The sequence below is a fragment of the Streptomyces sp. SM10 genome, from assembly GCF_002910915.1.
GTDB lineage: Bacteria > Actinomycetota > Actinomycetes > Streptomycetales > Streptomycetaceae > Streptomyces.
The window spans coordinates 56,321-77,976 of record NZ_NEUF01000080.1 but is presented as its reverse complement, the minus strand read 5'-3'; the positions used below and the strand labels follow the sequence as shown (position 1 = coordinate 77,976).

21 protein-coding genes are annotated in these 21,656 nt (G+C 71.9%); 14 read left to right on the top strand and 7 right to left on the bottom strand.

Features of this window, described 5'->3' with window-relative positions; translation table 11 throughout:
* Both B9S57_RS11475 and B9S57_RS11470 read left to right on the top strand, forming a co-directional pair.
* Positions 1-1,746 (top strand): biotin carboxylase N-terminal domain-containing protein (locus B9S57_RS11475; RefSeq protein WP_258036365.1); only part of this gene is annotated, 1,746 nt, incomplete at its 5' end.
* 96 nt (positions 1,747-1,842) lie between these two features.
* A complete protein-coding gene (locus tag B9S57_RS11470; protein WP_181011318.1) occupies positions 1,843-2,463 on the top strand; it encodes a TetR/AcrR family transcriptional regulator in 621 nt (206 codons plus the stop codon).
* 72 nt (positions 2,464-2,535) lie between these two features.
* Here the strand turns inward: B9S57_RS11470 and B9S57_RS11465 are convergent, their stop codons facing one another.
* Together B9S57_RS11465 and B9S57_RS11460 are read right to left on the bottom strand one after the other, a co-directional pair.
* Positions 2,536-3,504 (bottom strand): DeoR/GlpR family DNA-binding transcription regulator, encoded by a 969-nt coding sequence (locus tag B9S57_RS11465; RefSeq protein ID WP_103515434.1) that lies wholly within the window; start codon positions 3,502-3,504, stop codon positions 2,536-2,538.
* A gap of 122 nt (positions 3,505-3,626) precedes the next feature.
* Positions 3,627-5,066 (bottom strand): NAD(P)H-quinone dehydrogenase, encoded by a 1,440-nt coding sequence (locus tag B9S57_RS11460; protein ID WP_103515433.1) that lies wholly within the window; start codon positions 5,064-5,066, stop codon positions 3,627-3,629.
* A 255-nt stretch (positions 5,067-5,321) separates the two neighbouring features.
* Between B9S57_RS11460 and B9S57_RS11455 the strand changes: the two genes are divergently transcribed.
* The 3 genes from B9S57_RS11455 (at position 5,322) to B9S57_RS11440 (ending at position 8,728) form a co-directional block, all read left to right on the top strand.
* Positions 5,322-5,759 (top strand): gamma-glutamylcyclotransferase, encoded by a 438-nt coding sequence (locus B9S57_RS11455; RefSeq protein WP_103515443.1) that lies wholly within the window; start codon positions 5,322-5,324, stop codon positions 5,757-5,759.
* Positions 5,760-5,864: 105 nt separating this feature from the next.
* Positions 5,865-6,689 (top strand): purine-nucleoside phosphorylase, encoded by an 825-nt coding sequence (locus tag B9S57_RS11450; RefSeq protein ID WP_103515432.1) that lies wholly within the window; start codon positions 5,865-5,867, stop codon positions 6,687-6,689.
* A gap of 398 nt (positions 6,690-7,087) precedes the next feature.
* Positions 7,088-8,728, top strand: a complete 1,641-nt coding sequence (locus B9S57_RS11440; RefSeq protein ID WP_103515430.1) for a phospho-sugar mutase — start codon at positions 7,088-7,090, stop codon at positions 8,726-8,728.
* A 62-nt stretch (positions 8,729-8,790) separates the two neighbouring features.
* Here B9S57_RS11440 and B9S57_RS11435 read toward each other — a convergent pair whose 3' ends face one another.
* Together B9S57_RS11435 and B9S57_RS11430 are read right to left on the bottom strand one after the other, a co-directional pair.
* The gene (locus B9S57_RS11435) at positions 8,791-10,113 is read right to left on the bottom strand and encodes a cell wall protein (RefSeq protein WP_181011317.1); all 1,323 of its coding nucleotides are present in this window, start codon (positions 10,111-10,113) and stop codon (positions 8,791-8,793) included.
* 76 nt (positions 10,114-10,189) lie between these two features.
* Positions 10,190-10,690, bottom strand: coding sequence for an ATP-binding protein (locus B9S57_RS11430; protein ID WP_103515429.1), 501 nt, complete (start codon positions 10,688-10,690; stop codon positions 10,190-10,192).
* Between the two features lie 240 nt (positions 10,691-10,930).
* Between B9S57_RS11430 and B9S57_RS11425 the strand changes: the two genes are divergently transcribed.
* Both B9S57_RS11425 and B9S57_RS11420 read left to right on the top strand, forming a co-directional pair.
* Positions 10,931-11,788 carry a helix-turn-helix transcriptional regulator gene (locus tag B9S57_RS11425; RefSeq protein ID WP_103515428.1) on the top strand — a complete coding sequence of 286 codons (858 nt, stop codon included), beginning with the start codon at positions 10,931-10,933 and terminating at the stop codon, positions 11,786-11,788.
* Entirely contained in the window at positions 11,788-12,024 is a 237-nt protein-coding gene (locus B9S57_RS11420; protein ID WP_258036363.1) for a DUF397 domain-containing protein, read from the top strand. The genes B9S57_RS11425 and B9S57_RS11420 overlap by 1 nt, the downstream gene beginning before the upstream one ends.
* Positions 12,025-12,084: 60 nt before the next feature.
* On the opposite strand, the gene B9S57_RS11415 is transcribed toward B9S57_RS11420, so the two are convergent.
* Complete coding sequence (locus B9S57_RS11415) at positions 12,085-12,723, bottom strand: PH domain-containing protein (protein ID WP_103515427.1); 639 nt, start codon at positions 12,721-12,723, stop codon at positions 12,085-12,087.
* Between the two features lie 125 nt (positions 12,724-12,848).
* On the opposite strand from B9S57_RS11415, the gene deoC reads away from it, so the two are divergent.
* Genes deoC through B9S57_RS11400 form a run of 3 tightly spaced genes read left to right on the top strand, consistent with a single transcriptional unit; the run spans position 12,849 to position 16,178 of the window.
* Positions 12,849-13,796, top strand: coding sequence for a deoxyribose-phosphate aldolase (deoC, locus tag B9S57_RS11410; protein ID WP_103515426.1), 948 nt, complete (start codon positions 12,849-12,851; stop codon positions 13,794-13,796).
* Positions 13,797-13,801: 5 nt separating this feature from the next.
* Positions 13,802-15,238 carry an aldehyde dehydrogenase family protein gene (locus B9S57_RS11405; RefSeq protein ID WP_103515425.1) on the top strand — a complete coding sequence of 479 codons (1,437 nt, stop codon included), beginning with the start codon at positions 13,802-13,804 and terminating at the stop codon, positions 15,236-15,238.
* Positions 15,231-16,178, top strand: coding sequence for an aldehyde dehydrogenase family protein (locus B9S57_RS11400; RefSeq protein ID WP_103515424.1), 948 nt, complete (start codon positions 15,231-15,233; stop codon positions 16,176-16,178). The genes B9S57_RS11405 and B9S57_RS11400 overlap by 8 nt, the downstream gene beginning before the upstream one ends.
* A 49-nt stretch (positions 16,179-16,227) precedes the next feature.
* Here the strand turns inward: B9S57_RS11400 and B9S57_RS11395 are convergent, their stop codons facing one another.
* The gene (locus B9S57_RS11395) at positions 16,228-16,662 is read right to left on the bottom strand and encodes a hypothetical protein (protein ID WP_103515423.1); all 435 of its coding nucleotides are present in this window, start codon (positions 16,660-16,662) and stop codon (positions 16,228-16,230) included.
* A gap of 63 nt (positions 16,663-16,725) precedes the next feature.
* Between B9S57_RS11395 and B9S57_RS11390 the strand changes: the two genes are divergently transcribed.
* The gene (locus B9S57_RS11390) at positions 16,726-17,430 is read left to right on the top strand and encodes a uridine kinase (RefSeq protein WP_103515422.1); all 705 of its coding nucleotides are present in this window, start codon (positions 16,726-16,728) and stop codon (positions 17,428-17,430) included.
* 357 nt (positions 17,431-17,787) lie between these two features.
* Here the strand turns inward: B9S57_RS11390 and B9S57_RS11385 are convergent, their stop codons facing one another.
* On the bottom strand, positions 17,788-18,534 hold the full coding sequence (locus B9S57_RS11385) for a SigE family RNA polymerase sigma factor (RefSeq protein WP_103515421.1): 747 nt from the start codon (positions 18,532-18,534) through the stop codon (positions 17,788-17,790).
* 169 nt (positions 18,535-18,703) lie between these two features.
* Between B9S57_RS11385 and afsQ1 the strand changes: the two genes are divergently transcribed.
* The 3 genes from afsQ1 to B9S57_RS11370 are packed head-to-tail and all read left to right on the top strand — an operon-like array spanning position 18,704 to position 21,560.
* Positions 18,704-19,381 (top strand): two-component system response regulator AfsQ1, encoded by a 678-nt coding sequence (gene afsQ1 / locus B9S57_RS11380; protein WP_015578482.1) that lies wholly within the window; start codon positions 18,704-18,706, stop codon positions 19,379-19,381.
* The gene (locus tag B9S57_RS11375) at positions 19,378-20,910 is read left to right on the top strand and encodes a HAMP domain-containing sensor histidine kinase (RefSeq protein WP_103515420.1); all 1,533 of its coding nucleotides are present in this window, start codon (positions 19,378-19,380) and stop codon (positions 20,908-20,910) included. The genes afsQ1 and B9S57_RS11375 overlap by 4 nt, the downstream gene beginning before the upstream one ends.
* A complete protein-coding gene (locus B9S57_RS11370; protein WP_103515419.1) occupies positions 20,907-21,560 on the top strand; it encodes a hypothetical protein in 654 nt (217 codons plus the stop codon). Before B9S57_RS11375 ends, B9S57_RS11370 begins: the two co-directional genes overlap by 4 nt.
* Positions 21,561-21,656 lie beyond the last annotated feature (96 nt).

Below are 21,656 nucleotides of genomic sequence, written 5' to 3'. Positions count from 1 at the left end.
GTGCTCATCGCCAACCGTGGTGAAATCGCTGTCCGTGTTGCTCGGGCTTGCCGGGATGCCGGAATCGCGAGCGTGGCCGTCTATGCCGATCCGGACCGGGATGCTCTGCATGTGCGGGCGGCCGATGAGGCGTTCGCTCTGGGCGGTGACACTCCGGGGGCGAGTTACCTGGACATGGCGAAGGTGTTGCAGGCGGCGAAGGATTCCGGGGCGGACGCGGTCCATCCGGGGTACGGGTTCCTGTCGGAGAACGCGGAGTTCGCGCAGGCGGTGCTGGACGCGGGTCTGACGTGGATCGGTCCGCCGCCGCACGCGATCCGGGATCTGGGTGACAAGGTCGCCGCCCGGCACATCGCCCAGCGTGCCGGTGCCCCGCTCGTGGCCGGCACCCCCGACCCGGTGTCCGGGTCGGGCGAGGTCGTGGAGTTCGCGGAGAGGAACGGCCTGCCGATCGCGATCAAGGCGGCCTTCGGCGGGGGCGGGCGTGGTCTGAAGGTGGCCCGCACGCTTGAGGAGATCCCGGAGCTCTACGACTCGGCGGTCCGTGAGGCGGTCGCGGCGTTCGGCCGCGGGGAGTGCTTCGTGGAGCGCTACCTCGACAAGCCCCGCCACGTCGAGACGCAGTGCCTGGCCGACACCCACGGCAACGTCGTCGTCGTCTCCACCCGTGACTGCTCGCTCCAGCGCCGCCACCAGAAGCTCGTCGAGGAGGCCCCGGCCCCCTTCCTGTCCGAGGCACAGAACGCCGAGCTCTACGCCGCCTCGAAGGCCATCCTGAAGGAAGCCGGCTACGTCGGCGCCGGCACCGTCGAGTTCCTCGTCGGTGTGGACGGCACGATCAGCTTCCTCGAGGTCAACACCCGCCTCCAGGTCGAGCACCCGGTCACCGAGGAGGTCACCGGCCTCGACCTCGTGCGCGAGATGTTCCGGATCGCCGACGGTGAGGAACTCGGCTACGGCGACCCCGCGGTGCGCGGCCACTCCTTCGAGTTCCGCATCAACGGCGAGGACCCCGGCCGCGGCTTCCTGCCCGCCCCCGGCACCGTCACCCTCTTCGCCCCGCCCACCGGCCCCGGCGTCCGCCTCGACGCCGGCGTCGAGTCCGGCAGCGTCATCGGCCCGGCGTGGGACTCGCTCCTGGCCAAACTGGTCGTGACCGGCGCGACCCGCGAGCAGGCCCTGCAGCGCGCCGCCCGCGCCCTGGCCGAGTTCCAGGTCGAGGGCATGGCCACCGCGATCCCCTTCCACCGGGCCGTCGTCACCGACCCCGCGTTCACCGCCGACCCCTTCACGATCCACACCCGGTGGATCGAGACGGAGTTCGTCAACGACATCAAGCCCTTCCAGGTCCCCGCCGACCAGGACACCGACGAGGAATCCGGACGCGAGACCGTCGTCGTCGAGGTCGGCGGCAAACGCCTCGAAGTGTCCCTGCCCTCCTCGCTCGGCATGAGCCTGGCCCGCACCGGACTCGCCGCCGGAGCCAAGCCCAAACGCCGCGCCGCGAAGAAGACCGGCTCCGCCGCCTCCGGCGACACCCTCGCCTCACCCATGCAGGGCACGATCGTCAAGATCGCCGTCGAAGAGGGCCAGGAAGTCAAGGAAGGCGACCTCATCGTCGTCCTCGAAGCCATGAAGATGGAACAACCCCTCAACGCCCACCGCACCGGCACCGTGAAGGGCCTCACCGCCGAAATCGGCACCTCCGTGTCGTCCGGCGCAGCCATCTGCGAGATCAAGGACTGAGCACCCGGTTCTGCTCTCTCCCACTGGGGGCCCGGCATCCGCCGGGCCCCCAGTGGCATCCTTGGGACGCGGAGCGGAAACCAGGAGGACAGGGCGATGGCGATGAGCACGGCACCGACACCGGCCCGGCCGATGCGCGCCGACGCGCGCCGCAACCACGACCGGCTGCTGAGCGAGGCCCGTACGTCCTTCGCAGACCGGGGCACGGATGCCTCCCTGGAGGACATCGCCCGGCGGGCGGGCGTGGGCATCGGCACGCTCTACCGGCACTTCCCGAACCGTCAGGCCCTGATGAACGCGGTGTTCCAGGAGGCCCTGGCCGATCTGCTCGCCCGTTCCCACGAACTGGCGGAGGCCGACCGGCCGTGCACCGCCCTCGTGGAGTGGCTGGGTGCGATCATCACTCATGCGGGCGAGTACCGCGGTCTCGCGCAGGCGCTCATGTCGGCCTCGGGTGACGAGACTTCGGCACTGACGTCCTGCCACGTGCCGCTGCGTCAGGCCGGGGCACGGCTGCTGACCCGCGCGCAGTCGAGCGGCTCGGTGCGGGCGGACGTCTCGATCGACGACCTCTTGCAGCTGACGAACGCGATCGCGCTGGCCGCGGAGCAGACCCCGGGCGACCCGGCCCTCGCCGAACGCCTGCTGCGGCTGACACTCCGCGGCCTGAAGGCCGATCCGGCCGACCGCGCACCCTCGGAGCCACTCGGCGGCTGAGCGCCCACCCGACGGCTGAGCGGGGCCGGGCGGGGCCCTGGAGGCCCCTGACCGGCGGCGCGGATCCGCGGCCTACCGGCGGCGCAGATCCGCGACCCGGCCCACCGGCCCCTCGGACAGGGCCGCCGCACTGCGCAGCTGCGGCCCGAGGCCGCCCGGCCCCCCGTGGCCTCCCTGGGTGCGCCGCTGACCGGGCAGCGGCATCTCCTGCCGCGTCTGCCGGCCCGGCGGCAGCGGGGCACCGGCGGCGGACTCCGCGTCGGGCCCCGCCACCGTGATCTCCACACCCTGGTCGGCCAGGGCCTGGAGCTCCGTGGCCGCCCGCTCGTCGTGGACCGGTGGCTCGTCCGTCACCAGACGGGTGATGAGTTCCGTGGGCACGGTCTGGAACATGGTGTCGGAGCCGAGCTTCGTGTGGTCCGCCAGGACCACCACCTCGGCCGCGGCCTGCACCAGTGCCCGGTCCACACTCGCGGAGAGCATGTTGGACGTGGACAGTCCGCGCTCCGCGGTCAGCCCGCTCCCGGAGATGAACGCACGGCTCACCCGCAGCCCCTGGAGGGACTGTTCCGCACCACTGCCGACGAGCGCGTAGTTGCTCCCGCGCAGGGTGCCGCCGGTCATCACCACCTCCACCCGGTTGGCATGGGCCAACGCCTGGGCGACCAGCAGCGAGTTGGTGACCACGGTCAGACCGGGCACCCGTGCGAGCCGGCGGGCCAGCTCCTGCGTGGTCGTTCCGGCGCCGACCACGATGGCCTCGCCCTCACCGACCAGCCCGGCCGCCAGGTCGGCGATGGCCGTTTTCTCCGCGGTGGAGAGATGGGATTTCTGCGGAAAGCCGGACTCCCGCGTAAAACCGCCCGGCAAGACCGCACCGCCGTGCCGGCGGTCGAGGAGTCCTTCTGCCTCCAGTGCCCGCACGTCCCGCCGTACGGTCACTTCGGAGGTCTGGACGACGCGGGCGAGCTCACGGAGCGATACCGCCCCGTTGGCGCGCACCATTTCGAGGATCAATTGACGACGTTCTGCAGCGAACACGAAACTGACAGTAACCTGGCCGTGGGTTGCTTTTCAGCAGTTTGCGCCGAATAAGAGAAGTTGTACACAGGCGGGGCCCCCTGGTGGTATAGGGGGCCCCGCCTACGGTACGAACCTTCGCGTCACGCCTCGCCGGCGCTCTTACGGGTGTGCAACTGCCGGGCCACCTCGGCGATCGAGCCGGAGAGGGACGGGTACACGGTGAAGGCGTTGGCGATCTGCTCCACCGTCAGGTTGTTGTCGACGGCGAGCGAGATCGGGTGGATCAGCTCACTGGCCCTCGGCGCGACGACGCAGCCGCCGACGACGATGCCCGTGCCGGGACGGCAGAAGATCTTGACGAAGCCGTCCCGGATGCCCTGCATCTTGGCGCGCGGGTTGCGCAGCAGCGGCAGCTTCACGACACGGGCGTCGATCTTGCCGGAGTCGACCTCGGCCTGGCTGTAACCGACGGTGGCGATCTCGGGGTCGGTGAAGACGTTCGCGGAGACCGTCTTCAGGTTCAGCGGCTGCACCGCGTCGCCGAGGAAGTGGTACATCGCGATCCGGCCCTGCATCGCCGCGACCGACGCCAGGGCGAAGATCCCGGTGACGTCGCCCGCCGCGTACACGCCGGGGGCGCTGGTGCGGGAGACCCGGTCGGTCCGGATGTGCCCGGACTCCTTGAGCTGCACCCCGGACTCCTCCAGGCCCATGCCCGCGGTGTTGGGGATCGCGCCGACGGCCATCAGGCAGTGGGTGCCGGAGATGACGCGGCCGTCGGCCAGGGTGACCTCGACCCGGTCGCCGACGCGCTTGGCGGACTGGGCGCGGGAACGGGCCATGACGTTCATGCCGCGGCGCCGGAAGACGTCCTCCAGGACGGCCGCGGCGTCCGGGTCCTCGCCCGGAAGCACCCGGTCGCGGGAGGAGACGAGGGTGACGCGCGATCCGAGCGCCTGGTAGGCGCCGGCGAACTCTGCGCCGGTGACGCCGGAGCCGACCACGATGAGCTCCTCGGGGAGCTCGTCCAGGTCGTAGACCTGGGTCCAGTTCAGGATGCGCTCGCCGTCGGGCAGCGCGTCCGGGATCTCGCGGGGGTGGCCGCCGGTGGCGATCAGCACCGCGTCGGCGGTGAGCCGCTCCTCGGTGCCGTCCGCGGCGGTCACCACGACCTGGCGGGACCCGTCGGCGGCCTGGAGGCCGTCCAGCCGGCCGCGGCCCCGCATGACCCTGGCGCCCGCGCGGGTCACCGAGGCGGTGATGTCGTGGGACTGGGCGAGCGCGAGGCGCTTGACCCGCCGGTTGACCTTGCCGAGGTCCACACCGACCACTCGCGCCGCCTGCTCGATGTGCGGGGTGTCGTCGGCGACGATGATGCCCAGTTCCTCGTAGGAGGAGTCGAAGGTGGTCATCACCTCGGCCGTCGCGATCAGGGTCTTGGAGGGCACGCAGTCGGTCAGGACCGACGCGCCGCCGAGGCCGTCGCAGTCGACGACGGTCACCTCCGCGCCGAGCTGGGCGCCGACCAGTGCCGCCTCGTAGCCGCCGGGGCCGCCGCCGATGATCACGATCCGGGTCACGAAAAGTCCGCCTCGCGTGGTGTCATCCCACGGCCGTCTGCCGCCCCGGCCGGGGGTCCGGGGGATCGCCCCGGCGTATGCAGTACGTAGTTCATTGTCCCGCACGCGCCAAGCTGCTTCGCCCCGGGGCCCTCCATACGGGAACGGGCCAGGCCGGGCCACGGCCTCCGGGCCCCCGGAGGGCCGCTCCACGACCCGGGAGGCTTCCGCTCCGGAACCGTCATGCTCCACGCCGCCTCACGTACCCTCGACCGCATGTCGCTCTACGCCGCGTACGCCGGCAACCTCGACGCGCGGCTGATGACGCGCCGCGCACCGCACTCCCCGCTGCGCGGCACGGGCTGGCTCAACGGCTGGCGGCTGACCTTCGGCGGGGAGCAGATGGGCTGGGAGGGCGCGCTGGCCACGGTGGTGGAGGCGCCCCGCTCCCAGGTGTTCGTCGCCCTCTACGACCTGGCCCCGATGGACGAGGACTCCATGGACCGCTGGGAGGGTGTCGGTCTCGACGTCTACCGGCGCATGCGGGTGCGCGTGCACACGCTGGACGGCGAGGAGGCCGCCTGGATGTACGTCCTCAACGGCTACGAGGGCGGACTGCCCTCCGCCCGCTATCTGGGCGAGGTGGCGGATGCGGCCGAATCCGCGGGCGCGCCGCACGACTACGTGATGAACCTCCGCAAGCGTCCCTGCTGAGCGGCACCCTCCGAACCACTTCTGTACGAAAATACGAACACGACCGGCCAGACTCTTCCCGGACGCATCTACGCGCGTAGGGAATCAGCGGTTACCCTCATCCGCGTGAACGCATCTGTTATTCCGGACCACATCCAGGGCGACCCGCACGCCGCCGCCGCCGACGCCGCCGCCCGCCTGCGCGAGCTGACAGGCGCCGAGACCCACGACGTCGCTCTCGTGATGGGCTCCGGGTGGGCCCCCGCGGGCGATGCGCTCGGCATCCCGGAGGCCGAGTTCCCGGTCACCGCCCTGCCCGGGTTCCCGGCCCCGGCCGTGGAGGGCCACGGCGGCACGATCCGCTCGTACCGCATCGGGGACAAGCGCGCCCTGGTCTTCCTGGGCCGCACGCACTACTACGAGGGCCGGGGCGTGGCCGCGGTCGCCCACGGCGTCCGCACGGCCGTCGCGGCGGGCTGCGGGACCGTCATCCTGACGAACGGGTGCGGCGGGCTGCGCGAGGGCATGCGCCCCGGCCAGCCGGTCCTCATCAGCGACCACCTCAACCTCACGGCGGCCTCGCCGATCGTGGGCGCGAACTTCGTCGACCTGACCGACCTGTACTCACCCCGGCTGCGCGCGCTGTGCAAGGACATCGACCCGACCCTCGAAGAGGGCGTCTACGTGCAGTTCCCCGGCCCGCACTACGAGACCCCGGCCGAGATCAACATGGTCCGGGTCATGGGCGGCGACCTCGTCGGCATGTCCACGGTCCTCGAGGCGATCGCGGCCCGCGAGGCGGGCGCCGAGGTGCTGGGCATCTCCCTGGTCACCAACCTGGCCGCCGGCCTGAGCGGGGAGCCCCTCAACCACGAGGAGGTCCTCCAGGCCGGCCGCGACTCGGCCACCCGGATGGGCTCGCTGCTGGCACGGGTGCTGGACCGGATCTGAGCGAGGGCGCTCCCAGCCCTCTCAGCCCCACCGGCGTACCCGGAGCCGCATCCAGCCCCGCCGGCGTACCCGGAGCCACATCCAGCCCCGCCGACGTACCCGGAGCCACATCCAGCCCCGCCGACGTACCCGGAGCCACATCCAGCCCCACCGGCGTACCCGGAGCCAATCCAGCCCCCCGGCGTACCCCGAGCCACGTCCAACCCCACCGGCGTACCCCGAGCCGCATCCAGCCCCGCCGGCGTTTGAGGCGCGGGGGTCCGGGGGCGGAGCCCCCGGAGCGGGTCCGGGCGGAGCCCGGTTTCGGGAAGGGGCGGGCAGGGGAACAGCCCGCCGCAGGCGCACCCCGCACCCCCGGCACCCGCACCCGCACCCGCACCCGCAGAAAGGCGGACACCGTGCAGCAGGACCTCCTCACCCGCGCCAAGGCCTGGCTGGCCGAGGACCCGGACCCCGAGACCCGCGTGGAGCTCGAAGGGCTCATCGAGGCCGGTGACGAGCCCGCGCTCGCCGACCGCTTCGCGGGCACGCTCCAGTTCGGGACGGCCGGCCTGCGCGGCGAGATCGGCGCCGGCCCGATGCGGATGAACAGGTCCGTCGTCATCCGTGCCGCCGCAGGACTCGCCGCGTACCTGAAGGCGCAGGGGCGGACCGGCGGGCTCGTCGTGATCGGCTACGACGCCCGCTACCGGTCCGCCGACTTCGCCCGCGACACCGCGGCCGTGATGACCGGCGCGGGCCTGCGCGCGGCGGTGCTGCCACGCCCGCTGCCCACCCCCGTCCTCGCGTACGCCATACGGCACCTGGGGGCCGTCGCCGGTGTGGAGGTCACCGCCAGCCACAACCCGCCGCGCGACAACGGCTACAAGGTCTACCTCGGCGACGGCTCGCAGATCGTGCCCCCGGCCGACGCGGAGATCGCCGCCGCGATCGAGGCGGTGGGCCCGCTCGACGGCGTACCGCGCCCCGAGTCGGGCTGGGAGATCCTCGGCGACGAGGTCCTGGACGCCTACCTCGCGCGTACGGACGCCGTCCTCGCGCCCGGGTCGCCCCGCACCGTGCGGACGGTCTACACCGCCATGCACGGCGTCGGCACCTCCGTGCTCACGGCGGCCTTCGCCCGGGCCGGCTTCCCCGAGCCCGTGCTCGTGGCCGAACAGGCCGAGCCGGACCCGGCGTTCCCCACCGTCGCCTTCCCCAACCCGGAGGAGCCGGGGGCCATGGACCTCGCGTTCGCGACCGCGCGCCGGTCGCGGCCCGACGTGATCATCGCCAACGACCCGGACGCGGACCGCTGCGCCGTGGCCGTCCCGGACACGTCGGCCGAGGGCGGCTGGCGGATGCTGCGCGGCGACGAGGTCGGCGCGCTGCTCGCCGCCCACCTGGTGGACCGGGGCGTCTCCGGCGTGTTCGCCGAGTCGATCGTCTCCTCGTCCCTCCTCGGCCGGATCGCCGGGAAGGCGGGACTCGGCTACGAGGAGACCCTGACGGGCTTCAAGTGGATCGCCCGCGTCGACGGCCTGCGCTACGGCTACGAGGAGGCGCTGGGCTACTGCGTCGACCCGGAAGGCGTCCGCGACAAGGACGGCATCACGGCCGCCCTGCTGATGGCCGAACTGGCCTCCGTGCTGAAGGAGAAGGGGCGCACGCTCCTCGACCTGCTCGACGATCTCGCCCTGGAGCACGGGCTGCACGCGACGGACCAGCTGTCGGTCCGCGTCGAGGACCTCTCGGTCATCGCGGACGCCATGCGCCGCCTTCGCCAGAGCCCTCCGACCGCTCTGGCGGGCCTCCCCGTCACCTCGGCCGAGGACCTCTCCCTGGGCACCGACGCCCTGCCGCCCACCGACGGCCTGCGCTACCACCTGGCGGGCGCCCGGGTCGTCGTCCGCCCGAGCGGCACGGAGCCCAAGCTCAAGTGCTACCTGGAGGTCGTGGTCCCGGTCGGTTCGGCGGACGGGCTGCCCGCGGCCCGCGCACGGGCCGCGGAACTACTGGCCGACATCAAGCGGGACCTCGCGGCGGCCGCGGGGATCTGACACCACGTCGACCTGGGGACGGCCAGCACACGTCCGGCCGTGCGCACATCACCATTGCGTGATCATGGCCACGGCCTCGCCGTCCCCCTGGGCCCCAACGGAGCGGGGAAGTCGACACTGCTGCGCCTGCTGTAGGCGCTTCCCGAACCGGCGAACCGGGTTGTTCCCAGGGCCTGTCGGACGAGACGGTGGGTGTAGAGCCGTCGCGCCTCGTCCTCACCCAGCAGGTCGACGGCCGTGCGCACCAGCCCCGGATCGGCCGCCCCCGCCGACCGGAGATCGACGACCTCGGCCCGGCTCAGCCCCTCGATGGTCAGCGGCTCGCACACACCACAGGGGCCCGCTTCGGCGGTGTGCCCGCCCGCCGCCCGCGCCACCGCTGCTCTGAACTCCGCGTTCGGCACCTCCCGATGACCGGCTGCGGGAACGCCCCGTACGGCCCGCTGACGAAGCTGTGCGGTGATGTACGCGGCTGGGGACGCGGGGCACCAGTCGAGGTACCAGGCGTGCAGTTCGGCCGCGATGTCGTGGCTGTCGAGGCCCTGGTCGATCAGCGGGCGCAGTGCGTACGCGAGACGGCGCAGCCCCTCCCGCTGCGTCCAGCCGACCAGGGGCCGTACCTGCCGGGCCACAGTCACGTCGCGGGCCACCTGCCACGGGCTGCGCCGCATCCGCTCCGTGTCACCGGCCGGGGTGGAGGAGCGTGTCCGGCGCCTCGCGCGCCTGCGCGACGTGTCGTTCGACCCACCATCCATCTCGGCTTTCCGTACGCGGGGGCACAGCCCAGGGGACTGGGGTGCACGGACCGTCGAACGGCCGGCGCGGGAAGCCGGGTTGCCGGTGCGGCGGACAGCGCGCACGGCCTCCCGGCGACCGCCCTCGGTGACACCGACGACCCGCGCCCCGTACCCGGTCCCGCTCAGCCGATGCCCCCTCGACGCGTCGTAGCGTGCGGGGACGGTCGCCGCGTAGACCGTCGCCGTGCCCGCGTAGGAACGCCCGGGGAGCCGCAGGTTGCGCCGCGAGCCGTGCCGCACCCAGGCGAGCGCTCCCAGCTCCCTCAGCACACGCACGTGCCGCTTCACCGTGGCGGTCGACACCGCGCACCGGCGGGCCGTCCCGGCCAGGTCGTAGAGCACCGTCCCCTCGGTGTAGTCCATGCGGGCCGCCAGGTCCCGGGCGACGGCGACCGTCGTCGCGCACGCGCGTGGGTGCAGCCGGGCCGAGTCGACCAGCCAGGAGACGGCACGCAGCCATGCCCGGGGTTCCGCACGCCGGGACGCGGTGGCCGCGACCTCCTGGAGCGGGAGGGGAACAGCGGTCCAGGCGGGCCGGGGGCACGACCGAGAGGCGCGGCTCTCGGCCGCGCCGGATGAAGGACGCATCACAGTCCGGAGGTGGGGCGGGCCACGGCACGGCCGTGGCCCGCGTGGAGGGCGGGGGGTGCGGTCGAAGGCCCGTTCAGGGCACGGGGCGCAGATCGCGCGCCGCCCACACGCAGGTTCCCTGCGGGTGGGCGAAGTGACCCCAGCGATCGCCCAGTTCGGCGACGATGCGCAGCCCGCGCCCGTGGGTGGCCGAGTCGTCGGCGGGAAGGGGTCGGAGCAGGCGGGGGTCGTACGTCCCGGAGTCGACCACGGCGGTCAGGACCGCCCCGGGATGCTGCCCCGCGACCGCCCACACCCGCAGCGGTCCGGTACGCGGGCGCGGGACCGAGTGCGTGAGCGCGTTGGCCACCAGTTCGCCGACGATCAGGAGCAGGTCCTCGGCGGGCTCCTCCGGCGTCCGCCACACGGCGAACTGCCGCCGCACCGCCCGCCGGACCGCACCCGCCCCCGCCGGGTCGTCCCCCACCAGCGGCACGACCAGGCGGCGCCCCGCCACGGCGGCCCCTATGACGAGCCGGGTGTCGAGGCCGTACGGGGGGACGAGCCGAAGGTCTTCGGCGGGCGGGATGTGCATGGGGAAACCCTTCGGGCTCGTGCGGTCGTCCCCGTGAGGCGTCGAGCGGGCAACCGGCCGCTACACAGCGTGGTCAATGACTGCAATCAAGTCACCTCGCGAACGTGCCACGCAAGTGCGTGGCACGTTCGCCACACGAAAGGGTTAGCCCGACTCCTGTGCGCACCCAGAGTCTTAGGGGTTTGGCATCCTCCGAGTGACCAAGCGTGCAAGTGCGCCGCAGATCAAGAGGAGTGGTCGATGGGCCGGGCGAACGGACCGACAGTGAACCGGCGTCAGCTCGGCGCGGAACTGAGGCGCCTACGGGAGAAGTCAGGACGACGAAGCGAAGCGGTGGCCAAGGAGCTGGGCTGCTCCATGGCACGGATCTCACGCATCGAGACAGGCAAGGGTGGCGCTGTGGCGAAGCCCGACGACGTCAGGCGCCTGTGCAAGATGTACGGCGTCACAGACGAGCACCAGATCTGCGCCTTGCTCGACATGCTCGAAGGCTCACAAGCACCAGGGTGGTGGGAGAACTACGGGGATGTGCTTCCGTCCGGGCTGGAGATCTACGTCGGGCTGGAGACCGACGCACGCGTGGAGCGGGCCTGGGAACCCTTGCTGGTCCACGGCTTGCTCCAGACACCCGACTACGCGCGCGCCGTCCTGCACGCCTGGAACACCCAACGCCCCGGAGACATCGATGCGTTGGTGGAACTGCGACTGCGACGCCAGGAGTGCCTCGCACGGCCGCAGGACCCGCTGGAACTCTGGGTGGTGCTCGACGAAGCGGTCATCCGGCGCCCCATCGGCGGAACAGACGTCATGCGTGAACAACTCCGCCACCTGATCAAGGAGGCGGAACGTCCCAACATCACGGTCCAGATCGTGCCGTTCGCCAAGGGCGGCCACCCCGGACTCGGTGGCCCGTTCTCGTTGATGGAGTTCGACGAGGACGATCCGGTCGTTTACGCCGAGGCCCAAGTCGGCAATCTGTACGTGCAGAAGCGGGCAGACGTGCGACGGTTCTCCCGCAGAGTGGACCTTCTGAGGGCCATCGCTCTCGCACCCGACGACACGGCAGGCCTGCTGCACCGAGCGATCAAGGAGATGTGATGACATCCATGCCCCGCCCGTCCATAGGCGACCTGCAGTCCGCCCACTGGTACAAAGCGACCGCGAGCGGGGGCGAAGGCGGCTGCCTGGAGGTGTCTCACGACTTCCCCGGGTGGGTCGCCATCCGGGACAACGAGGACCCGGACAACCCGCCCTTCGTCGTCACCGCGCACGTCTGGCGCTGCTTCATGGACGGCGCGCACAAGGGCGAGTTCGATGCACCGGTCGCCCCCTGAAGCCTCTGTGAGGAACGGGCCGGCCGCGCCTCGGGGCAGACCCGCGTGAGGTACGCCGGCTCAGCCGATCGCGAGCAGGACCACGAGCAGCACCGCGCCGACAGCGGCCGGGGCGATCACCTCGTAGGCCCAGCGCACCGACGCGGTGACCGTGCCGCTCTCCTTGCGGGCGGTGGCGCCCTCGGCCAGTTCCCGCAGGTCCTCGACCGTCCGGTCGGCGGCGGCCGCACGTGCCTGGGAGTCGCGGACGTCGGCGTGCACGGAGGTCCGGCCGTACGGGTCGTCGTGCGCCTGCTGGCCGGCCTTCCTGGCCGCGCGCTTGCGCTCGCGGAGCGAGACGGGGACCGCCCAGAGCTGGTACTTGGCGCCGGCGTGGGTGAAGAGCTCGCTGGAGTACGCGGCACGCACGGTGGAGACGTCCGTCCAGGGCAGCACGATCGTGCGGAACGGGTTGCGGATCCGGATCCGTGCCTCGTCGGCGAACACGGCCGGCCGCAGGGTGAACGCCACGATCAGCGGCACCAGGGTCAGCAGCGCGGCCAGCGCGAGCCACGGCGTGCGCCCCTCCCCCTGGACCACCGCGTCACCGCCGATCCAGCCGACCAGCAGGATGAGCAGCGCGCCGCTGACCAGCCCGGCGCCCGACCGGAAGGTCCGGTCGGCGTGAGCGGGCTCGGTGGGGGGTGTGGGGCTCGTCATGGTCCCGATTCTGCCTGAAGCGGCAGGGGGAGCGGGGCGCGGCCTCGCCCGGCCCCTCGGAAGGACCGAAACGGGGAGGGCCCTGTACAGGTCGCTACGCGCGTAGATATGCTCATGTGGTGACCATGCCCACCACTGCTCCCGCATTTGCCGACGCGACGGCGTCCGAGGGTGCGCTGCGCCGCTTCCTGCACGGGCTGCCCGGCGTCGACACCGTCGGCCTCGAAGCGCGTGCCGCCTCCCTCGGAACCCGATCGATCAAGACGACCGCCAAGGCGTACGCCATCGATCTCGCCATCTCGATGATCGACCTGACGACGCTGGAAGGCGCGGACACCCCGGGCAAGGTCCGGGCTCTGGCCGCCAAGGCGGTCAACCCCGACCCCACCGACCGCACGACCCCGCGCACCGCGGCCGTCTGCGTCTACCCCGACATGGCGGCGACCGCCGCCGCCGCGCTGGCCGGCTCCGGCGTGAAGGTGGCGTCCGTCGCGACGGCCTTCCCCGCCGGACGTGCCGCGCTGGACGTCAAGCTCGCGGACGTCCGCGACGCAGTGGCGGCCGGGGCCGACGAGATCGACATGGTGATCGACCGGGGCGCCTTCCTCTCCGGCCGCTACCTCAAGGTCTACGAGGAGATCGTCGCGGTGAAGGCCGAGTGCGGCTCCGCACGGCTGAAGGTGATCTTCGAGACCGGTGAGCTCTCCACGTACGACAACATCCGCCGGGCCTCCTGGCTCGGGATGGTGGCGGGCGCGGACTTCATCAAGACGTCGACCGGCAAGGTCGGCACGAACGCCACCCCGGCGAACACCCTGCTCATGCTGGAGGCCGTACGCGACTTCCGGGAGCAGACGGGCGTGCAGATCGGCGTGAAGCCCGCCGGCGGCATCCGTACGTCCAAGGACGCCATCAAGTTCCTCGTCCTGGTGAACGAGACGGCGGGCGAGGACTGGCTGGACAACCACTGGTTCCGCTTCGGTGCCTCCAGCCTGCTGAACGACCTGCTGATGCAGCGCCAGAAGCTCAGCACCGGCCGTTACTCCGGCCCCGATTACGTGACGGTGGACTGATCCCCATGGCATCTGCATTCGACTACGCACCGGCTCCGGAGTCCCGCTCCGTCGTCGACATCGCCCCCTCGTACGGCCTGTTCATCGACGGCGAGTTCGCCGAGGCGGCCGACGGCAAGGTCTTCAAGACCGTCAGCCCGTCCACCGAGGAGGTGCTCTCCGAGGTCGCGCAGGCCGGCTCCGAGGACGTGGACCGGGCTGTGAAGGCGGCCCGCCGGGCGTTCGAGAAGTGGTCGGCGCTGCCCGGCTCCGAGCGCGCCAAGTACCTGTTCCGGATCGCCCGGATCATCCAGGAGCGCTCCCGGGAGCTCGCCGTCCTGGAGACCCTGGACAACGGCAAGCCCATCCGGGAGACGCGCGACGCCGACCTCCCCCTGGTCGCGGCGCACTTCTTCTACTACGCGGGCTGGGCGGACAAGCTGGACCACGCGGGGTACGGCGCGAACCCGCGCCCGCTCGGCGTCGCCGGCCAGATCATCCCGTGGAACTTCCCGCTGCTGATGCTGGCCTGGAAGATCGCCCCGGCTCTCGCCACCGGCAACACGGTGGTGCTGAAGCCCGCGGAGACCACTCCGCTGTCGGCGCTGTTCTTCGCCGACATCTGCCGGCAGGCCGGCCTGCCCAAGGGCGTCGTCAACATCCTCACCGGGTACGGCGACGCGGGTGCGGCGCTGGTCGAGCACCCGGACGTGAACAAGGTCGCCTTCACCGGCTCCACCGCCGTCGGCAAGGCCATCGCCCGGAGCATCGCCGGTACGGACAAGAAGGCCACGCTCGAACTGGGCGGCAAGGGCGCCAACATCGTCTTCGACGACGCCCCGGTCGACCAGGCCGTCGAGGGCATCGTCACCGGCATCTTCTTCAACCAGGGCCAGGTCTGCTGCGCGGGCTCGCGTCTCCTCGTACAGGAGTCCGTGCACGACGAGGTGCTGCACTCCCTCAAGCGCCGGCTGTCCACGCTCCGGCTCGGGGACCCGCTGGACAAGAACACCGACATCGGCGCGATCAACTCCGCGGAGCAGCTCGCCCGGATCACCTCGCTCGTCGAGACCGGTGAGGCGGAGGGCGCCGAGCGCTGGAGCGCGCCGTGCGACCTGCCGTCGTCCGGCTACTGGTTCGCTCCGACCCTCTTCACCGGTGTCACCCAGGCGCACACCGTCGCCCGCGACGAGATCTTCGGCCCGGTGCTCTCGGTGCTGACCTTCCGCACGCCCGACGAGGCGGTCGCCAAGGCCAACAACAGCCAGTACGGCCTCTCGGCCGGCATCTGGACGGAGAAGGGCTCCCGCATCCTCGCGGTGGCGAACAAGCTCCGCGCCGGCGTGGTGTGGGCCAACACGTTCAACAAGTTCGACCCGACCTCGCCGTTCGGCGGATACAAGGAGTCGGGCTTCGGCCGCGAGGGCGGCCGTCACGGTCTGGAGGCCTACCTCGATGTCTGACGGGCGACTCAGCGTCTTCAAGACCTACAAGCTGTACGTCGGGGGCAAGTTCCCCCGTTCCGAGAGCGGCCGGGTGTACGAGGTGACCGACTCCAAGGGCACGTGGCTGGCGAACGCCCCGCACTCCTCCCGCAAGGACGCGCGTGACGCGGTCGTCGCCGCGCGCAAGGCGTTCGGCGGCTGGTCGGGCGCGACCGCGTACAACCGCGGGCAGATCCTCTACCGCGTCGCGGAGATGCTGGAGGGCCGCCGGGAACAGTTCGTGCGGGAGGTGGCGGCTGCCGAGGGGCTGTCGAAGTCCAAGGCCGCCGCCGCCGTCGACGCGGCGGTCGACCGCTGGGTCTGGTACGCGGGCTGGACGGACAAGATCGGCCAGGTCGTGGGCGGGGCGAACCCGGTCGCGGGCCCGTTCTTCAACCTGTCCACCCCGGAGCCGACCGGCGTGGTCGCGGTGCTGGCACCGCAGGAGTCCTCGTTCCTGGGCCTGGTCTCGGTGATCGCCCCGGTGATCGCCACGGGCAACACGGCGGTCGTCATCGCCTCGGCCTCCGCGCCGCTGCCCGCGCTGTCGCTGGGCGAGGTCCTGGCGACCTCGGACCTGCCGGGCGGCGTGGTGAACATCCTGTCGGGCCGGACGGCGGAGCTCGCCACCCCGCTGGCGTCCCACCAGGACGTCAACGCCATCGACCTCACGGGGGCGGCGGGCGACACGGCGCTGGCGAAGGAGCTGGAGGCCGCGGCGGCCGACAACCTGAAGCGCGTCCTGCGCGCACCCGTCTCCCGCCACGCGGAGAAGGAGGCGGACGGCGCCGCTCGCCCACAGCCTGTGGACGAGGACTGGTCCGCCGACCCCGGCACCCGGCGCCTGACGGCCTTCCTGGAGACCAAGACGGTCTGGCACCCCACGGGTGCGCTGGGAGCCTCAGGCTCCTCGTACTGACCTCGTACACCGTGTGGGGCCGCTCCCGTGGGGCGGCCCCACACGCGTGTTACGGAAGGCGGTCCGTGACCAGACCGGTCGCCTCTCCGATCAGGGGCAGGTCACCGAGTGCGGCACCGCTGGTCAGCGGGTCGGTGACCAGCGCGGTCGTCACCGGCTTGAAGTCGGCGATCTGGGCGCCCACCGCGTTGTCCAACGGGTCCACGCCCGTCCCGGCCAGCGGGTCGATCTGCAGGTCGGTGACGGGCTTGACGGCCCCGGCGAGGCCGTAGCCGAGCGCGCTGGTCAGCGCGGGAGCCGCCGCCTCGCCGACCGCCCCCAGGGTGCTGTCCGCGGTGTCCGAGCCGGTGTTGGGCGTCGCGGGCAGGGGCGCCGCCTGAGCGGCCGCGCCCCCCGCGCCGAGCGCCGCGCCCAGCGCGGTGAGAGTCAGGCCGGCGCGCAGCAGTGCGCGGTGCCGGGGCTTGGACAGTGCATGACGTGCCATGTTTTCCCACCTGATCGGGACGTGTCGGGTAATCATCCGTGCACGCAGAGTAGTTGAGGTGTGATGCTCGATACCAACAGGACCTCCCGGGGATCCCCTACGCGGGTCAATGCCTCACACTTCTGTTCTGTGAGTTCCCAACCGATCCCCACGCGCGTCGTGCTGCTCGCCGGTCCGTCCGGCTCCGGCAAGTCGTCCCTCGCGGACCGCAGCGGTCTGCCGGTGCTGCACCTCGACGACTTCTACAAGGAGGCCAACGACCCGACACTGCCGCGGGTCACCGGCAGCGCGGACATCGACTGGGACTCGGCCCTGTCCTGGGACGCGGACAGCGCGGTCGGGGCCATAGCGGAGCTGTGCCGCACGGGACGTACGTCCGTTCCCCTGTACGACATCGCCACGAGCTCACGGACGGGCGCCGAGACGCTCGACATCGAGCGGACCCCCCTGTTCGTGGCCGAGGGCATCTTCGCGGCGGACATCGTGGATCGCTGCCAGGAGCTGGGCCTGCTCGCGGACGCGCTGTGCCTGCGCGGCAGGCCGTCGACGACGTTCCGCCGGCGGCTGGTGCGGGACCTGCGCGAGGGCCGGAAGTCGGTGCCGTTCCTGCTGCGGCGCGGATGGCGGCTGATGCGGACCGAGCGACGCATCGTGGCCCGCCAGACGGCGCTGGGCGCGTACCCCTGCGGCAAGCAGGAGGCCCTGGGACGGCTGGCCGCCGCGGCGGCGGGACGGTGCCGGCGGGTGACGGTGGGGGCGCCGGACTAGCCGCCTCAGCCGGCGGTGGAGGCGGCGGGTGCCGCGATCGCGTTCCCGCCCGGCCTGGAGGCACGCAGGACTCACCCGGACCTTCCGGCGCCGGACACGCACGTCACATCCTTCGTCGAGGCCGCGACCAAGACGTTCGGGCTGCGGTCCGGCCGCCGGGTGAGGGGGAGGGGTCGACGCTCCACCGCGCCCCCGCGGACACACCGCGGGGGCGGACAAGACCCCCCGGCCCGTCCGCCCCCGCTGCGCTCTGCCCCCGTGCCGCCGCCTCCCCCGAGACCGCGACCGTTCCCCCCGTGCCACCGTCTCCCCCGAGACCGCGGCCGTTCCCCGTTTCCCCCGTGCCCCCCGTAGACCTCAGGCCACCAGCTCGCCGAAGGACTCCTCCTCGTCACGGCCGAAGCTGAGGACCTCGTCCTCGCGCAGCCGGCGGAGCGACCGCCAGATGCTCGACTTCACCGTGCCGACACTGATGTCGAGGATGGACGCGATCTCGGGGTCCGTACGGCCCTCGTAGTAGCGGAGGACCAGCATCGTGCGCTGGGTCTCCGGCAGCCGTGCGAGCGCCTGCCAGAGCACCGCCCGCAGTTCCGTGCCCCGCATCGCGTCCGTGTCGCTCACCGTCTCCGGGAGCTCCTCGGTCGGGTATTCGTTGAGCTTGCGCCTGCGCCATGCGCTGATGTGCAGGTTGGTCATGGTGCGGCGGAGGTAGCCGCCGACCGCCGCCTTGTCACTGATCCTGTCCCACGCCCGGTACGTCGAGAAGAGGGCGCTCTGGAGCAGGTCCTCGGCCTCGAACCGGTCGCCGGTCAGGTGGTAGGCGGTTGCGTACAGGGAGGCGCGGCGCTCCTGGACGTAGGCGGTGAACACCGCTTCGGCGTCCTGTGCCCCGTCACCGGAACTCCGCTCCCCCGTGACCTCCCCGTACGCGCTTCCCCCGTTTTCCCCCGTGGGCGCGTCGACCATGGCCAGGTACGACGTGTGCTGGCGTCCCGCGCCGCGCACCCGCCCCCGTGTCCCGGCCACGGACTTCTCCGGGCTCCGCCCGATGTCGTGGAGGCGCGTGACAACTGCGCTTGAGGTGGTGCTGTGCAGTGCGTTCATGTGGCGCCCCCCATCGGTGGAGTCCGGCTCTTCCGTGTGCCATTGAGCTTGCCGGGGCAGTTTCATGGCGGTGTCCCCCGACTGTCACAGGCCTGTCACAGGGCATGTCGGGCGATCAAGTCGGGGGGATTGTCGAAACGTGGCACCACCATGGGCCAGAATGACCCCCGTGCCTTTCCTGTTGCTGATCGAGGACGACGACGCCATCCGCACAGCCCTCGAACTCTCGCTGTCTCGCCAGGGCCACCGTGTGGCCACCGCGGCGACGGGAGAGGACGGCCTGGAGCTGCTCCGGGAGCAGCGGCCGGATCTGGTTGTGCTGGATGTGATGCTGCCCGGGATCGACGGTTTCGAGGTGTGCCGGAGAATCCGGCGCACCGACCAGCTGCCGATCATTCTGCTGACCGCGCGCAGCGACGACATCGACGTCGTGGTGGGACTCGAGTCCGGCGCGGACGACTATGTCGTGAAACCCGTGCAGGGCCGGGTGCTCGACGCCCGGATCCGCGCGGTCCTGCGCCGCGGGGAGAGGGAGTCCACCGACTCGGCGACGTTCGGAAGTGTCGTCATCGACCGTTCGGCGATGACCGTCACCAAGAACGGGGAGGACCTGCAGCTCACGCCGACCGAGCTGCGGCTCCTGCTCGAACTGAGCCGCAGGCCCGGACAGGCCCTGTCCCGGCAGCAGTTGCTGCGCCTGGTGTGGGAGCACGACTACCTCGGTGACTCACGGCTGGTGGACGCCTGTGTACAGCGACTGCGGGCCAAGGTGGAGGACGTGCCGTCCTCGCCGACCCTGATCCGTACCGTGCGCGGTGTGGGCTACCGGCTGGACTCGCCTCAGTGAGTGATTCCGCGAAGCGTTCCATACTCGCGGGTCTTCGCTGGACCAGCCTGCGTCTGAGGCTCCTGATCGTGTTCGCGCTGGTGGCGCTGACGGCGGCGGTGTCGGCGTCGGGCATCGCGTACTGGCTCAACCGTGAGGCCGTCCTCACGCGTACGCAGGACGCGGCGCTGGGCGACTTCCGCCGCCAGATGCAGAACCGGGCGGCCTCGCTGCCGTTGCAGCCGACGGCGGACGAACTCCGTGACACCGCCGAGCAGATGGCGAGCAGCGGCCCGGGGTACCACGTGCTGCTGCTCGGTACCCATGACGGAAAGCCCGTCACCGGGTCCTCCGACACCGACTCCTTCACCAAGCTCGACGTGCCCGCCTCGCTGCAGAGGCAGGTGAACAAGAAGCAGCCGCTGACGTCGGGCAATCCCTTTGAGTACCACCTGTTCTGGCAGCGCACGACCCTGGGCGGCACCCCGTACCTGGTGGCCGGCACGAAGATCATCGGTGGTGGCCCCGCCGGGTACATGCTGAAGTCGCTCGACCAGGAGCGCGAGGACCTCAACTCGCTGGCCTGGTCCCTGGGCATCGCCACCGCGCTGGCCCTCGTCGGCTCGGCGCTCCTCGCGCAGGCGTCGGCGACGACCGTGCTGCGGCCCGTGCAGCGGCTCGGCGACGCGGCCCGCAAACTCGGCGAGGGCAAACTCGACACCCGCCTCGTGGTCTCCGGCACCGATGAACTCGCCGACCTCTCGCACACGTTCAACAAGGCCGCGAGCTCCCTGGAGAAGAAGGTCGCGGACATGAGCGCGCGGGAGGAGTCGAGCCGGAGGTTCGTGGCCGACATGTCGCACGAGCTGCGCACCCCGCTGACCGCGATCACCGCGGTGGCCGAGGTGCTGGAGGACGAGGCCGACAGCCTGGACCCGATGATCGCCCCGGCCGTGCACCTGGTGGTGAGCGAGACCCGGCGGCTCAACGACCTGGTCGAGAACCTCATGGAGGTCACCCGCTTCGACGCCGGTACGGCCCGCCTGGTCCTGGACACCGTCGACGTCGCCGACCAGGTCACCGCCTGCATCGACACCCGCGCCTGGCTGGACGCGGTCGACCTGGACGCGGAGCGCGGGATCATGGTGCGGCTCGATCCGCGCCGGCTGGACGTGATCCTCGCGAATCTGATCGGCAACGCCCTCAAGCACGGCGGTTCACCGGTGCGGGTGTCCGTACGGACCGACGAGGACGAGCTGATCATCGAGGTGCGCGACCACGGGCCCGGCATCCCCGAAGAGGTCCTTCCCCATGTGTTCGACCGCTTCTACAAGGCGAGCGCCTCCCGCCCCCGGTCCGAGGGCAGCGGTCTCGGCCTGTCCATCGCGGTGGAGAACGCGCACATCCACGGCGGCGACATCACGGCCTCCAACCTGCCGGACGGCGAGGGCGCGGTGTTCGTGCTGCGGCTCCCGCGGGACGCCGACGCCCTGACGGGCGCGCCGGGGGACGACGACCCGGACCGGAACGAGAAGGGCGACGCGAAGTGACGCGCAGCGAGCGGGCACACGGCGCACCGCGCAGGGGGCGGCCGGCGCGGGCCCCCGGACGGACCGCCGCCGTGCTGGCCGCCGCGGCAGCCTGTGCGGCACTGATGGCGGGGTGCGGCATCCGCAGCACCTCGGTGCCGGTCGACGCCGGGGCCGCGCCGTCCCGGATGCCGTGCAGGACAGCCACCCCGCAGGCGACCACGCCCCCCGCCGAGAGCGTCTCCGTACGGATCTACCTGGTCTGCGCCTCGCAGCTGGGGACGGTGGAGCGCACGGTCGAGTTCGACGAGTCGCGCTCCGATCCGCTCCTGATCGCACAGGCGCTCCTGGGCGAGCTCCAGGGGGAGCCGGACGCCGACGAGCGGCGCGCCGGCTTCTCCAGCGACGTGCCGGTGGCGCTGCGGGTCTCCGACGCGCGCAAGGGCGACCCGGACGGCACCCTGCGCCTCAGCGAGCAGCCGGACGACCTGCCGTCGGAGGCGCTCGCGCAGCTGGTGTGCACGTACGCGGACAGTGAGGCCCTCGGTTCCGGGGGCTCCGTACTGCTCGGCGGGCCGGGGAACTACGCGCCCCGGGGCTATCTGTGCACGTCGGAGACGAAGAGCCGGCCCGGGGAAGTGCCCACGCTGGGCACGCTCGAACTGCCCTGAGCGCCTCTCGGACCGCGGGCGTCGATATCCCCGGCTCCCGCGTCCTCCCCGGAGGCCGTGCCGCTCGTCACAGAGCCTTCCCGGAACCGGGCGGAA